A 14,678-nucleotide genomic window follows, 5' to 3' on the forward strand; every position below is an offset into this window, starting at 1 on the left:
ATCCCCGCCGGGGATGGAACGTGACGGGATTTCGCATGATTTTGGCCATCCCCTTCCCCGATCTGGACCCCGTCGCCCTGGCACTGGGACCGATCTCCATCAAATGGTATGGGCTGGCCTATGCCGCCGGCATCGCGTTTGCGCTCTGGTACTGCAACCGGCTGGCACGCAACAGCGGGCTGCGTCCCACCGAGGATGACCTGGGCGATTTTGTCGTCTGGGCGGCGGGCGGCATCCTGATCGGCGGGCGGCTGTTCTCCATCCTGTTCTATAATCTCGACACCTATATCCAGGACCCGCTGGAGGCGCTGCGCGTCTGGCATGGGGGCATGTCGTTCCATGGCGGGCTGACGGGCGTCATCGTCGCTATACTGCTGTTCTCCTGGCGGCGCGGCTTCTCTCCCTTCGCGCTGGGCGATCTTGTGGCCTGCGCCGCGCCGGTGGGGCTGCTGCTGGGCCGGCTGGCCAATTTCGTGAATGCGGAATTGTGGGGGCGGCCCACGGATGTGCCCTGGGCCATGATCTTCCCCACCGACGATGCACAGTTGCCCCGTCACCCCAGCCAGCTTTATCAGGCCGGGCTGGAAGGCGTTCTTCTGTTCATCGTGATCTTTTTCCTGGCCCGCATCCCCGCTGTCCGGACCCGGACCGGCACCCTGTCGGGTATCTTCCTGATCGGCTATGCCATCGCCCGCCTGATCGGAGAGTTCTTCCGGCAGCCCGATGCACAGTTGGGCTTCCTGGCCTTCGGCACCACCATGGGCCAGATCCTGTCCGTACCCATGCTGATCATCGGTGTCTGGATGGTACTGCGGGCACCGTTCGGCAAACCGGTGCCGGCCCCGGCGCCCGCCGTCACAAAATGACCGGCGCGCTGCACGACCTGCTGGTCCGGCGCATCGCACTGACCGGCCCGATCAGCATCGCCAGCTTCATGGGCGAGGCGCTGGGCCATCCGCAGCATGGCTATTACATCACCCGTGACCCGCTGGGCGCCGAGGGCGACTTCACCACCGCGCCCGAGATATCGCAGATGTTCGGGGAGATGGTGGGCGTCTGGCTGGCCGATTGCTGGATCAACCAGGGCTGTCCCGAGCCTGTGCATCTGGTGGAACTGGGGCCGGGGCGCGGCACCCTGATGGCCGATGCACTGCGTGCCACCGCGCGGGTCCCCGGCTTCCATGCCGCCATCCGCCTGCATCTGGTGGAAACCAGCCCCACCTTGCGGGACCGGCAGGCGGCGGCCCTGGCGGCGTTCAACCCCACATGGCATGACAGCCTGACGGATGGGCCCGAAGGCCCCATGCTGCTGGTCGCCAACGAATTTTTCGACGCCCTGCCCATCCGGCAGTTCATCCGCACGCCCGCGGGCTGGGCGGAGCGCAAGGTGGGGTTGAATCCGGCCGGGCAGCTTGCCTTCACCTTTGACCCCAGCCCCGGTGGCGCCCTGCTGACGCCGTTGCACCGGGAGGCGGAGATCCCGCCGGGCGCCATTGCCGAGACCTGCCCCGCCGGCATCGCCGTGGCGGCGGAGATCGGGCGGCGCCTGTCGGAACAGGCAGGGGCGGCCCTGGTCATCGATTACGGTTATGACGGCCCGGCCATCGGCGACACGTTGCAGGCCCTGCGTGCCCACCGCCCCGTCTCCGTGCTGGACGATCCCGGCAGCGCCGACCTGACGGCCCATGTCGACTTCACGGCCCTGGCCCAGGCGGCGCGACAGGCCGGGGCGCGGGTGCATCCCGGCGTCGGGAACAGTGTCGAACAGGGCAGCCTGCTGCGGGCCTTGGGGATAGAGGCCCGCGCCGCGTCACTGTCAGCCCGCGCAACACCGGCTCAGCAGGCGGATATCCACGCCGCCCTGACCCGGCTGACCTCAACAAAGAGCATGGGACGCCTGTTCCGCGCCATTGCCATCACCCATCCGGCGGCCCCCGTGCCGGCCGGTTTCACGGCCCCGACGGGAGACAGCCCATGATCACCCTCGACCATCTGTCCGCCGTTCCCGGCCTTCGGCACGGGTTCTTCACCCGCACCGACGGTGTGTCCAGCGGCATCCTGGCCGCCATGAATTGTGGCTATGGGTCGAACGATGACCCCGCCAATGTCACGGCCAACCGCGCGCGCGCCATGGAACTGCTGGGCGTTCCCGCCCCGGCGCTGACCACCGTCTATCAGGTTCACAGCCCCGATGTGGTGACGGTAACGGAACCGTTCCCGCACAGCGCCGCGCCCAAGGCCGATGCGCTGGTCACTGATCGGCCTGGCATCGCGCTGGGCATCCTGACGGCGGATTGTGTGCCGGTCCTGTTCGTGGACCCGGTCGCCCGCGTCATTGGCGCCTCTCATGCCGGCTGGAAGGGCGCCGTGATGGGCGTGCTGGAGGCTACGGTCGACGCCATGCTGGCCCTGGGCGCCCAGCGCGACCGCATCCTGGCCGGTATCGGGCCCCATATCGGCTGGGACAGTTACGAGGTGGGGCCGGAATTCCGCGATCGCTTCCTGACGCTGGATACCGGTCACGCCAGCCTGTTCCGACCGTCCACCCGGGCCGACCATTGGATGTTCGACATTGGCGGCTATGTCGCCGGACGGCTGCGCGCGGCCGGCATCGGGCAGGTGGAAACGACGGGGCTGGACACGCTGGCCCGAGAAGACCTGTTCTTCAGCTACCGCCGCGCCTGCCTGCGCCAGGAGCCGGATTACGGGCGGGGGCTGTCGGCCATCTGTCTGGAGTGATCAAACCGGCTCTTCCAGGCTTTCCCCCGGCTTCAGCCACCAGGACGCCTCGGCCAGCTTGCCCTCGAACAGTTCCAGCATGGGGCGCTTGATCTTGTCGATCAGGGGCCAGTCGTGGGTGGCGACGATGACAGTCGTGCCCTGCTTGTTCAGTTCGATGAACAGCCGCATGATCTTCATCGACATGTCGCGGTCAATATTACCGGTCGGTTCGTCCGCCACGATCAGGGACGGGCTGGTGATGACGGCGCGGGCGATGGCGATCAACTGTTTCTGCCCGCCCGACAGGGTCGCCGGCAGGGCGTTGATCTTGTCCGACAGGCCGACCCATTCCATCAGCTCGGTAACGGCTTCCTTGATGTGTTTTTCCCCATGGCCCGCAATGCGCAGCGGCAGGGCGACATTGTCATAGGCACTCATATGGTCCAGCAGGCGGAAATCCTGGAAGACCACACCGATGCGCCGCCGCAATTCATGCAGCCGGTCGCGCGGCACCTTGGACAAGGGTTCCCCGAACAGGGTGATCAGCCCACGTGAAGGCCGTTCGGAAAGATAAAGCAGCTTCAGCAGGCTGGACTTGCCGGCGCCCGTGGGGCCGGTCAGGAACTGGAAGGACCCGGGTGCCAGCTCGAAACTGAGGTCGCGCAGCACCTCCGGCCCGTTGCCGTAGCGCAGCCCGACATTTTCGAAACGGACCAAACCGTGATCCTCCTTCAGAAATTGGCCCCGTCCCAGTGCGGGAAGCGGGGCCTGCTTCATCTCCGGTGCTTCTTCTTATGCCGTCCCGCCGGCTGCGGTGGGTGCCGTGGCGGCACCGGTGCAGGCGGCGGTGTGACCGGCGGCAAAGGCTCTGGCGCCGGGTCCGGTTCCTTTCAGGAACAGCCGGCCCCCACGGCCTCCACCCCGTCATGATGGCCGCTGTCACGCACGGGCACCAGACCCACCTTTTCGAACGAGGCCAGCGTCTCGTCGGCCCAGGACTTCAGGTCGGTCAGGCCGCCATGGCCGGTCCAGACATCGATGCCGAAGCGCTTTTCCAGATCGACCTCGGTCATCTTCAGCGCCTCGCGGACGGAGATCAGCTCACGTTCCAGCAGGGTCCAGATGTCGCTTTCACAGCGCTTCATGGTGACGACATGCACACCCATGCCCTGATAGGCCTTCAGGCGCTTGAAGTTGGGGTCGTTCTCATACGCGCCGAAGCCGCCCGACACCTCGTTCAGCACGACATAGCGGCGGCCGATGGGCAGCCACTCATTCTTGTCGAAGCTGTACTGGATCAGGCCGCGTGCATCTTCAATCGCCTGGCTTTCGGCCTTGGTGGTCACCACCAGATCGATGGGCGGGGAATTGCGGCGTCGGAGCAGGGAACCGGCATTACGCGCCTCGGCCCAGGCGAACAGTTCCGCCGCGACATTGGCGCCCACATCGATGATGTAGCCACCTTCCAGCACGGTACGGCCGAACTCGTCCCAATATTTGATGGCCAGATTCGGGTCGGTGGAGCTTTTGACCTTGGTCAGGTCCTCACCGATGCCCAGTTCCTTGACGTTGCGGAACAGGCGACCGAACTTGGACCGCTGGTTCAGGCTGTCGCTGTCCGCGGCCGCCAGCTTGACGGGCACGCCCTTCTGCTCGTGCTGAAGCACCAGCATCTGGGCCGTCAGGGTCTTGCCCTGCCCACCCGTCTTCGCCATCGAGATGAAGGTCCGCGTCATGCCAGTTCTCTCCTGCGCCCAGCCTTGAATATCCCAGTGCGAAAACGGGATCGGGAACGCATCCGACCCACCGCCTTCGCAGCGGCGGAATCGTTACCCGTTTTCGCCTCCACCTTCAATGCCGCCGGGCGGTGACACGGTGATTTTAGATGAAATCGGCGAAAAACAGGAAAAGCCGCTCCCGCTCACTTCTCCTGCAGGCGCGGCATCAGTTCGACCAGATTGCAGGGGCGGTGGCGATTGTCGAGCTGCCACTTCAAGATCAGGTCCCAGCCGTCGCGGCAGGCGCTGGGGCTGCCCGGCAGGGCGAACAGATAGGTGCCCTTGGCCACCCCGCCCGTTGCGCGCGACTGCAGGGCGGAGGTTCCGATCTTCTGATAGGAGAGCATGCGGAACATCTCCCCGAAGCCGTTGATCGTCTTCTCGAACAGGCTCTCGAACGCTTCCGGCGTCACGTCGCGGCCCGTCAGGCCGGTGCCGCCGGTGGAGATGACGACATCGACAGTGGGATCGTCGATCCAGACACGCAACTGATCGACAATGGCGCGCACATCATCGCGCACGATGGCGCGGCCGGCCAGGACATGGCCATCGCTGGTCAACCGCTCCACCAACGTGTCGCCGGACTTGTCATCCGACAGGCCACGCGTGTCCGACACGGTCAGCACGGCGATGTTCACGGGCAGGAAACGGCGGGATTCGTCAATGCGGGACATGGTGTTGTCACTCCTCGGCTCATGAATGCAGCGGTCATCGGATGACCGCTGCGGGCTGCCGACGGGCAGCCCGCGCCCCGTGGCGCGCAAGCCCAAGCCGCCGGATGGCGGCGCCCGGCGCCTGAGGGCAAAATGGTCATTACGGCCAGTCCAGAAGGGTTGCGCCCTCCTCCATTTCCAGGCCTGACAGATCGTTCAACAGGGCGGCCGGCTGCACCCACCAGCCCGGCCGCAATGCCGACAGCAGTTCGGCCGCCGCCACGGCATGGTCGAAATCCACATACAGGCCAAAACAGGTGGCCCCGCTGCCCGACATGCGGGACAGAAGGCAGCCGGTCGTCGAATCCAGGGCCGCCAGCACCTGGGTGATGACGGGGCTCAGCCGTTCGGCGGCCGGGGCCAGATCGTTGCGCCGCCCATCCTTCAACAAGGCCGCCAGTTCGCGGACATCGGTAAAGGATGTGGTCAGCCGGGCGGGGCTGGAAAAGGGGCCGTTGCGTGCCTCGAACACGGCAGGCGTCGGCATGGATACGCCGGGATTGACCAGAACGACCCAGCAATCCTCCGGCAGTTCCGGCGCCGGCGACAGCTCCGTGCCCGTCCCCCCGAAATAGGCGGTGCGGGAACCGACACAGACAGGCACGTCCGCCCCCAGCTTCGCGGCCAGCGCCGTGACCTCCGGATGATCCACGGGCACATCCCACAAGGCGCACAGCGCGCGCAGCGCCGCCGCCGCATCAGCCGATCCGCCGCCGATGCCGGATGCCAGCGGCAGGTTCTTGGTCAGCTTGACCGTCACATGCGGTTTCCGGCCCAGCGCGTCCGCCAGCCGCTTCACGGCCTTGGTCACCAGATTGCTGTCCGTATCCTCCAGCAGCAGCGGCAGGGAATTGGGGCCGTGAAGCTGCAGGCTGAAATAGGGCGTGCTTTCCACCTCCACCAGATCATGTGCGCTGGCAAAGGCCACCAGGCTGTCCAGCAGGTGATACCCATCCTCGCGCCGGCCCAGCACATGCAGGTACAGGTTCAGCTTGGCGGCGGCATAGGCGCGGATGACGGTCATGATGGCGGCGTCCGAAGGTTACGGCCGTGGCATTCTGGCAGAGGCCGCGCATTGAAACCACCCCGTTACAATTTTCCGCCGGGCCTGAATAAGCCGCCGATTTATAACAGTCCCGCCAACGGCCGGCGCCACATCGCGACACGGCCCCCGAACGGACAGGGACAACATGAAGCAGCATCACCATCGTTCCCATCTCGCCCGCCTGCTGGGCGCCTCTGCCATCGCCCTGGTGGCCGCCCTGGCCCCGATGGGGGCCGCTATGGCCCAGGACGCAAAGCCGGCAGCCAGCGCCCCGGCCCAGACCGACCCGCGCAATGTCTGGGACCTGACGCCGATCTTCAAGGATGACGCCGCCTGGGATGCCGGCCGCAAACAGGCGCTGGCCGACCTGCCCTCGCTGGAAGCACTGAAGGGCACCATGGGCAAGGACGCCGCCACCCTGCGCGCCGCCATGGACCGCATGTCGGAGGTTGGGCACGCGGTGGAGAAGGTGCTGGTCTACGCCTATCTGCAATATTCGACCGATACCCGTAACGATGCCTATCAGGAACGCTGGAGCCTGGCCCAGGCCCTGTCGGCACAGGCCCAATCGGCCACCGCCTGGCTGTCGCCGGAAATCCAGGCCGTGGGGGCGGAGAAGATCGGCGCCTTCATCAAGGCCGATGCCGGCCTGTCCAAGCATGCATTCCGCCTCAACGACATTCTGCGCCTGAAGGCCCATACCCTGACGCAGGAGACGGAGGCAGCGCTTGCCGCCTATGGTCCGGTCCTGGGGGCCGCCAGCAACACCTATTCCGCGCTTGCCAATGCCGATATCGACTGGCCGGAAATCACCCTGCCGGACGGCAACAAGCGCAAGGTGAACCAGTCCGGGTACCAGTCGCTGCGCCAGCATGCCGACCGCGCGGTACGCAAGGCCGTGTTCGACACGTTCTGGACCAAGTTCGGCCAGTACGCCACCACCATGGGCAACACGCTGGGCGCCGCCATTCAGGCCGGGACCATTGATGCAAAGCTGCGCGGTTATCCCACCGCCGTGGCGGCGTCGCTGGCCAATAACGACATCCCCGAAACGGTTTACCGCACCCTGGTGGCCGAAGCGAACAAGGGTCTGCCGACCCTGCACCGCTATTTCAAGCTGCGGCAGAAGATGCTGAAGCTGCCGGACCTCTATTACTACGACATCTATCCGTCGGTCGTGGAACTGGACAAGAAGTTCACCCTGGACGAATCGCGTACCACGACGCTGGCGGCCGTGAAGCCGCTGGGCAAGGACTATGTCGATATGCTGGCCGACCTGACGTCGCAGCGCAGCATGCATGTCTACCCGTCAGAGGGCAAGGATAGCGGCGCCTATCACTGGGGCACCTATGGGGTTCACCCCTATGTCTTCCTGAACCATCAGGACGACTATAACTCCATGTCGACCTATGCCCATGAATGGGGCCACGGCATGCATTCGGCCCTGGCACAGAAGACCCAGCCCTATGAACTGGCCAATTATTCCCTGTTCATGGCGGAAATCGCGTCGACCACGAACGAGATGCTGCTGACCGATTATCTGGTCTCCAAGGCCAAGACCCGCCAAGAAAAGCTGTTCTATCTGGGCCAGTCGCTGGAGAACCTGCGCGGCACCTTCTTCCGCCAGACCATGTTCGCCGAATTCGAACTGGCCACCCATGACGCGGTGGAGCGTGGCGAGGCCCTGTCCGGTGCCAAGATGAAGGACATCTATTGCGGCCTGCTGAAAAAGTACCATGGCGACGCCGAAGGCGTGATGAAGATTGATGAGAAGTACTGCGCGGAATGGGCCTTCATCCCGCACTTCTATCGTCCCTTCTATGTATACCAGTATGCCACGTCGATTTCCGCCGGCACCTATTTCGCCGAGCAGATTTCCAAGGGCGGCGCCAAGGCGCGGGACAATTACCTGAATGTGCTGAAGGCCGGCGGGTCCGAATATCCCTATCCGCTGCTGAAGAAGGCTGGGCTGGACATGGCCACCCCGGCCCCCTATCAGGCCCTGGTGCGCCGCATGGACGCCACCATGGACCAGATGGAAAAGCTGCTGGCCGAGTAACACACTCTGGCGGCGTCGGTGCCAGGCCGGCCTGAACTCCGGACAAATAGTCAGGAGTTCAGGCCGCCGGCATCATTCCGCCGTCCACCCGCCATCGACCACCAGGCTGGTGCCCGTCATCAGGGCCGAGGCGTCGGAGGCCAGGAACACCGCGGCCCCCATCAGGTCCTCGACCGTGCCCAGACGGCCCAGCTTGATCTTTGACAGGACGCTGTCCCGGAAGGCCGCATCCTCCAGGAAAGGCCGGGTCATCGGCGTTTCGATGAAGGTTGGGGCCAGGGTGTTGGAACGGATGGAATAACGGGCCAGATCAAGGGCGAACGCCTTGCTCATGCCCTCCAGCCCCCATTTCGACGCGCAATACAGGGACCGGTTGGGTCCGCCGACATGGCCCATCTGCGACCCGACATGGATCAGACTGCCGGCAACCCCTTCCGCAATCATCCGCCGGGCCGATGCCTGGGCCACGAAGAAGGCGGATTTCAGGTTCAGATTCAGAACTGCGTCATAATCGGCTTCCGATACCTCCATCATGGATTTCGGCCGGTTGGTGCCAGCATTGTTGACCAGCACATGGAAGGCGGGCCTGCTGTCGAAAAAGGCGGCGACGGCCGCGATGTCGGCGACGTCCAGCGTCGCCGCCCGTGCCGTGCCGCCCGCCGCACAGATGGCGGCGGCGGCGGTTTCGACATCCTGCGCCGTTCGGGCCACCAAGGTGACATCGGCACCGGATTCAGCCAGGGCCGCCGCCAACGCGACCCCGATACCCCGGCCGGCGCCCGTTACAAGCGCGCGCCGACCATCCAGACGAAAACCGGGCATCCTGGGCAGTTGCATGTCATTCCGCCGCCAATAGGGGTTCAGCACGGCCGGCATAAGGCACCTCGCGGTGGCCATAGCGGCGGACGCGGACATTCGCCTGCTCCCCATGGCCGGCAAATCCCTCCAGCGCGCAGAGCCTGGAGCAATATTCGCCGATCATGGCCGAGGCCTCATCCGACGTGACCCGCTGGAAAGTGCAGGTCTTCAGGAATTTACCGACCCACAGACCGCCGGTATAGCGGGCGGCCTTCTTCGTCGGCAGGGTATGGTTGGTGCCGATCACCTTGTCGCCAAAGCTGACATTGGTGCGCGCGCCCAGGAACAGCGCGCCATAATTCGTCATGTGCGTGAGGAAATAGTCGGGATCGGCCGTCATCACCTGCACATGTTCCGACGCGATCTGATCGGCGATGCGCACCATCTCCTCGTCGCTGTCGGCGACGATGACCTCGCCGAAGGCTTCCCAGGATTTGCGGGCATAGTCGGCCGTTGGCAGAATGGTGAGCAGCCTTTCGATCTCCGCCATTGTCTCGCGCGCCAGCTTCTCCGATGTGGTCACCAGCACGGCGGGACTGTCAGGGCCATGTTCGGCCTGTCCCAGAAGGTCGGTGGCGGCCAGTTCGGCGTCACACCCCACCTCGTCGCAAATGACTAGCGTTTCCGTCGGGCCGGCGAACAGGTCGATGCCGACGCGGCCGTAAAGCTGACGCTTGGCCTCCGCCACAAAGGCATTGCCGGGACCGACAAGGATATCGACCGCCTGGATCGACGGGGTGCCCAGCCCCATGGCGGCCACGGCCTGGATACCGCCCAGGCAATAGATCTCATCCGCACCCGCCAGGGCCTGCGCGGCCACGATGGCGGGCGCCGGCTTACCCTGGAACGGCGGCGCGCAGGTGACCACGCGCGGCACGCCCGCGACCTTCGCGGTGATGACGCTCATATGCGCGGACGCCAGCAGCGGATATTTGCCGCCTGGCACGTAACAGCCGGCGGCGTTCAGCGGGATGTGCCGATGGCCCAGGACCACGCCGGGCAGCGTCTCCACCTCGACATCCTTCATGCTGTCGCGCTGGATCTTCGCGAAATTGCGGACCTGCGCCTGCGCGAATTCGATGTCCTTGAGGTCCTGGCTGCTCAATTGATCGATGCAGCCCTGGATTTCATCAGACGTCAGACGATAGGATTCGCGATCCCACTTGTCGAATTTCACCGACAATTCGCGCACCGCCGCATCGCCGCGCGTTTCGATATCGGCCAGGATCGTTTCGACCGTATCCCTTACCGCCCGGTCATGGCTGGCCTTCACCTCGGCCGCCGCCCCCCGTTTCAGATAATGGGCCATCACGCCGCTCCCTGTTTTGCATACGTATGCAAAACTCCATAGCGCTATGCGGTGGCGGGATCAAGCGCTTTCGCGCAGGACCAGTTCCCCGCCCACAACGATATGGCTGGCGCCGGTCGCATCACCGGATATGAAGGCCACGGCATGAGCCACCATCCGTTCGACCGGTTGGCTGTAGGTGGTGAGGGAGAAACTGGGCCACGCGGCCATGGGGATGTCGTCGAACCCGGCAACGGCACAGTCCCGGCCGATGACCACCCCGAATTCGGCACGCATGGTCTCGATCGCCGCGATGGCCATCAGATCATTGGCACAGAACAGGGCGTCCGGGCGGTCGGCGGTGGTTCTGAACAGACTGCGCGTCGCCTCCATCGCACCGGCCCGGCTGTAATGGCCGACCACACGACGCGGCGCCGGCATGCGCAGACGGGACAGGGTGTCCCGAAAGGCCGCTTCCCGCTGCCGGCTCGTGGAACTGTCATCATATCCCGCCATGAAGGCGATCCGGTGCCGGCCCGTGGCAACGAACCGTTCCGCGATGGCGGCAGCCCCGGCGGCATTGTCGCCCGTCACGGCGAAGGCGGCATGATCATCCTCCACCGTGCGGTTGAACATCACCACCGGTATGCCGGACCGGGCACATTCGGCCGCAAGCGTGGAGGACAGGTTGACGGCCATCAGGATCACCGCGCTGACCTGATAGCTCAACAGCTCGGAAACCTGTTCGTCGACGGTGGCGTTGGGCCCTGCCGTGAAAAGCAGCATGCGCAAACCGTTGAGCGCCAGTTGCTCGGCGAAACGATCCAGGGCCAGGGTGAAGAACGGATTGTCGAAATGGCCGAACACAACCCCGACCACATTGGAACTCTGCTTGTTGAGCGAGCGCGCCAGGATATTCGGCCGATAGCCCAGTTCATTGGCGGCGGCGACGATCTTCGCCCGCATCTTGGCCGAAACACTGGCCCCTTCGGTAAAGGCACGCGATACCGCCGATTGGGAGACGCCGGCCAGACGCGCGACATCATGGGCCGTGGGCGGGCGCGGTGGGGATGAGTTGACCATCGTCGTGTCGTGATCCTGTTGCCGACAGTGGAGCTTCACCATTGCAACTTAAGCTCAAAGCTGCCCCGGATCGACGCTCTTCATGGACACGGACGGCGGCGCCGGCCGGGCGGGGACGACGCCAGACACACAAAAGCCGCCACCGGCCGGATGGCCGATGGCGGCTTTTGTCGGAAATCATGGGCGCCGGGTGCCCGCTACTTCAAGCAGCGGGACAGCGCCCCGTGGGGAAACTATGCAGCTTCCTTGGGGGCTTCCTTCGGGGCTTCTTCCTTGGGAGCGCCCTTGGTGGCGGCACGCATCGCTTCGAACTGCGTCCGGAAATAGGACTGCGCCTTTTCCGGATCGAAATCCAGGAAGGTGCCGCCCTTTTCAAAATGCTGGATGAAAACCTTGCCCAGGGCCCAGGTGGTCGCGCTGGCCAGCGCCGGCTGCCAGAAGGCGGCGGCAATGGTGCCGACGACCGGGATGTGCTTGATCGCCGATCCGGTCACCTGTGCGGCGACAACCGATCCAAAGCTGCCCACCAGGGAACTGACCAGTCGCTTGACCTGTTCGCGCCGGAAAGTAACCCCGTAAACCTTGCCGATCTCCGACAGCATCTTGAGCTGCACGCCGAAAAGGGCGGCCACATCAAGGCCGGGGATGGGCACCAGACCGCCCGCAACGGACCAGCCCATGTAATGGCGGACCTTCTCAAGGGCCAGCAATTCGTTCGCCGAAGGCGTCACGACCGTCTCCGTCACCGCAGAACCGGTATCCGGTGCCGGAGCGGTGGATTCGGCACTATTGTCGGCTTCGTTATGCACTTCATCAGCCATGACCACCTCCGAACTACGACATTGCAATACTCATGATTGCAGCAGGTACATCCGTCAAGGCCTGATCCAGGTCTCGACACGACGATTGGCGCGACGGCCCGCGGATGTTGCGTCGCTGGCAAGCTTCAGGGTCGCCCCGAACGGCACAATCTGACCCGCCGTGAAGTTGGCATCTTCCAACGCCGCCGCGAAAATCTCGCCCAGACGTTGAGAGATCACCGTGTTGGCTTCCGGATCGCCCGTGTCCTGACAATAGCAGACATGGACCAATTCCCGGGTCGAAATCGACAGCCGGCGAAGATAACGGATCAGATGGTCCAAATCCTGGCGGGCCGCCGGATCGAATGCATCCTCATCCGCCTCGAAATGGACCGTTATGTTGACGCGGACACAATTCGTCGTCGTCTCGGACATGCCGGACCGGGCCGGAAGCTGAGGATGATTGGTTGGCCATAGCAGGCGGGGGCCGGCGGCCTGGAACCGCAAGACGGACAGGATATATTCCGACCGCGGCGACAGGGCTTCCCGGACCAGCGCTTCGGCGATATCCATGCCTGGCTTCTCGATCCGGTACAAGAACACCGAATTGGCCAGGGGGTAATCCTCGGTTCCCAATCCGTAGGCGTCGGGCTGCGAGGTCACGTGGCCATCGATGGTCAGGGGAATCGGCTTCACCCCATGTTCATAATCATGGGGAAGATATCCGATGCCATACCTGTCACCGGCAAGCGCCTTCTCCAAATCCACGAACAGCGGCATCTGCCGGACCTGGGGTAACGATGGGTCCTGGCCATAGAAGAAATGGGAGAAGGTGGCGGTGAGGGCCGATCCGGAACTGCCGCCATAGAGATTGATAGGCCCGGCGGGGCCGCCCACCTGCCGCCAATCGGTGATGCGGCCAGTGTAGATCTCTCGCAACTGGTCATGGGACAGGGATGAAACGGGGTTTTCCGGGTGAACCGCCACAATCAGAGCGGAACGGGCCACGCGGTTGGCCATGACTTTGCCGGCAGCGGACAGCGCGCTGATCTCCGCGTCGGCGGCAGGGCGGGCGGCCATCCAGATGTCGATCTTCTGCGCCAGCAGCCATTCATAGCCCTCCTGGGTGGTGGAACCCCGGATCAGGATGGACACCATGGTGTCGGGCAGCATCAGGCCGCGCACCTTGATGGTCCAGGGCGCTTCGGCGGGAAGAATTTCGATATCATTGGCGCCGCGAAGCTGCAGCAGATTGACGGCGATCCGTGGCAAGACAAGGTTGCCGAACGCCTCGGCCCCACCGACTCGCAGCAGCACCTCCTCATGCATGTCCGCCGTATGCAGCCCCCGCCTATGGTTGGGCTGTGCCCTCGCCGAAATGGCACCCAGCGAGGCCAGAAGGCCGGTGACGATGGTTCGACGGTCTATCCGCATGCCATGGGCCTCCCTCGCCTATGGCCCGGTGCGGTGGTCGGCCGGCGGCGGAGATACCGCCATTTGCGGCAGAACGGCCGGCAGTTTGGCCGGGACAGCATCATGGACTTCGGCTTTCTTGGCGCTCCCCGCGTCACCCGCCGCCTTGGCGGGCGTTCCCGGCTTGCCATCGTCCAGATTGCCCAGAATGACGGGCAACCCGCCGGCACCGCCGCCGATGACGATGACCTTGCTGTTCTGGGAATTGGCCAGATGCCTGGTGGCCTGTATCCCTTCCCAGCGCAGGTAATTGTCGGTCAGGCCCGGCGCCACCTTGCGCTGGAATTTGTCGATGCCTTCGGCTTCGATCAGCTTGCGCTGCGCTTCCTTGGCCTCGCTCATCAGGCGGTAATCATAAGCCTCGTTGGTGTGCTTCGCCTCGTTCTTATGCTCAATGGCCTTGGCCACGGCCGGCGGCAGGGTGATGCCACGGATCAGCACGTCCCACACCTTCACGAACGGTACGGCCGGACCCTCCCGCCAAGCCGGCTTGAACATCGTGTCCAGCCGCTTCTGCACGTCGGCGGTCAGCGTATCCTCTATATCCTGGCGCCGCGCCGAGAATATCTCCTCCGGCGAGTTGTCGGAGAAGATGTTGCGGGCCAGCGAGGCGACCTGCGGCGACACCAGCTTCTTCTTGTAATTCGGGCCGACATATTTGGCGAGATCGCCGATCTGTGGCGGGTTCAGGCTGAAACGGTAGACAACATTGACCACCATCTTCAGCCCATCCGAGGACAGAACGTCGAGATTCTCCTCCTCCACCTGGATCTGGCCATCGAAAATGTACATCCGGTCCAGCGGCGAGATGACGTGAACGCCTTCGCCATAGAGCTGCGTCGTGTCCGTGCCGCCACCAA

General features: G+C 64.4%; 14 protein-coding genes. 4 read left to right on the forward strand and 10 right to left on the reverse strand.

From position 1 onward, the window contains the following. Window positions 1-35 precede the first annotated feature (35 nt). Genes lgt through pgeF form a run of 3 tightly spaced genes read left to right on the forward strand, consistent with a single transcriptional unit; the run spans window position 36 to window position 2,739 of the window. Window positions 36-866: a prolipoprotein diacylglyceryl transferase gene (lgt, locus tag KBA48_RS20965; RefSeq protein WP_292910010.1), complete on the forward strand. Its 831-nt coding sequence runs from the start codon at window positions 36-38 to the stop codon at window positions 864-866. Then, complete coding sequence (locus KBA48_RS20970; protein WP_292910012.1) at window positions 863-1,978, forward strand: SAM-dependent methyltransferase; 1,116 nt, start codon at window positions 863-865, stop codon at window positions 1,976-1,978. Before lgt ends, KBA48_RS20970 begins: the two co-directional genes overlap by 4 nt. Next, window positions 1,975-2,739 (forward strand): peptidoglycan editing factor PgeF, encoded by a 765-nt coding sequence (gene pgeF, locus KBA48_RS20975; RefSeq protein ID WP_292910013.1) that lies wholly within the window; start codon window positions 1,975-1,977, stop codon window positions 2,737-2,739. The genes KBA48_RS20970 and pgeF overlap by 4 nt, the downstream gene beginning before the upstream one ends. Here the strand turns inward: pgeF and ftsE are convergent, their stop codons facing one another. From ftsE to KBA48_RS20995, 4 genes are all read right to left on the reverse strand, one after another. Beyond that, a complete protein-coding gene (gene ftsE, locus KBA48_RS20980; protein ID WP_292910014.1) occupies window positions 2,740-3,438 on the reverse strand; it encodes a cell division ATP-binding protein FtsE in 699 nt (232 codons plus the stop codon). A gap of 173 nt (window positions 3,439-3,611) precedes the next feature. Further along, window positions 3,612-4,457, reverse strand: a complete 846-nt coding sequence (locus KBA48_RS20985) for a hypothetical protein (protein ID WP_292910016.1) — start codon at window positions 4,455-4,457, stop codon at window positions 3,612-3,614. 185 nt (window positions 4,458-4,642) lie between these two features. Next, the gene (gene moaB, locus KBA48_RS20990; RefSeq protein WP_292910018.1) at window positions 4,643-5,173 is read right to left on the reverse strand and encodes a molybdenum cofactor biosynthesis protein B; all 531 of its coding nucleotides are present in this window, start codon (window positions 5,171-5,173) and stop codon (window positions 4,643-4,645) included. 139 nt (window positions 5,174-5,312) lie between these two features. Further along, entirely contained in the window at window positions 5,313-6,236 is a 924-nt protein-coding gene (locus KBA48_RS20995) for a 4-(cytidine 5'-diphospho)-2-C-methyl-D-erythritol kinase (RefSeq protein ID WP_292910020.1), read from the reverse strand. Between the two features lie 166 nt (window positions 6,237-6,402). On the opposite strand from KBA48_RS20995, the gene pepF reads away from it, so the two are divergent. Further along, window positions 6,403-8,316 (forward strand): oligoendopeptidase F, encoded by a 1,914-nt coding sequence (gene pepF / locus KBA48_RS21000; RefSeq protein WP_292910022.1) that lies wholly within the window; start codon window positions 6,403-6,405, stop codon window positions 8,314-8,316. Window positions 8,317-8,388: 72 nt separating this feature from the next. Here the strand turns inward: pepF and KBA48_RS21005 are convergent, their stop codons facing one another. From KBA48_RS21005 to KBA48_RS21030, 6 genes are all read right to left on the reverse strand, one after another. Beyond that, on the reverse strand, window positions 8,389-9,231 hold the full coding sequence (locus tag KBA48_RS21005; RefSeq protein ID WP_292910024.1) for an SDR family oxidoreductase: 843 nt from the start codon (window positions 9,229-9,231) through the stop codon (window positions 8,389-8,391). Then, the gene (gene hisD / locus KBA48_RS21010) at window positions 9,155-10,483 is read right to left on the reverse strand and encodes a histidinol dehydrogenase (protein WP_292910026.1); all 1,329 of its coding nucleotides are present in this window, start codon (window positions 10,481-10,483) and stop codon (window positions 9,155-9,157) included. The genes KBA48_RS21005 and hisD overlap by 77 nt, the downstream gene beginning before the upstream one ends. Before the next feature lie 60 nt (window positions 10,484-10,543). Continuing rightward, window positions 10,544-11,545, reverse strand: coding sequence for a LacI family DNA-binding transcriptional regulator (locus KBA48_RS21015; protein WP_292910028.1), 1,002 nt, complete (start codon window positions 11,543-11,545; stop codon window positions 10,544-10,546). A 233-nt stretch (window positions 11,546-11,778) separates the two neighbouring features. Beyond that, window positions 11,779-12,366: a YcjF family protein gene (locus KBA48_RS21020; protein ID WP_292910030.1), complete on the reverse strand. Its 588-nt coding sequence runs from the start codon at window positions 12,364-12,366 to the stop codon at window positions 11,779-11,781. A 54-nt stretch (window positions 12,367-12,420) separates the two neighbouring features. Continuing rightward, window positions 12,421-13,779: a substrate-binding domain-containing protein gene (locus KBA48_RS21025; RefSeq protein ID WP_292910032.1), complete on the reverse strand. Its 1,359-nt coding sequence runs from the start codon at window positions 13,777-13,779 to the stop codon at window positions 12,421-12,423. Between the two features lie 18 nt (window positions 13,780-13,797). Then, the coding region (locus KBA48_RS21030; RefSeq protein ID WP_292910034.1) for a prohibitin family protein at window positions 13,798-14,678 on the reverse strand (881 nt) is incomplete at its 5' end.

The sequence above is a fragment of the Niveispirillum sp. genome, assembly GCF_017996735.1.
Classification (GTDB): Bacteria; Pseudomonadota; Alphaproteobacteria; order Azospirillales; family Azospirillaceae; genus Niveispirillum.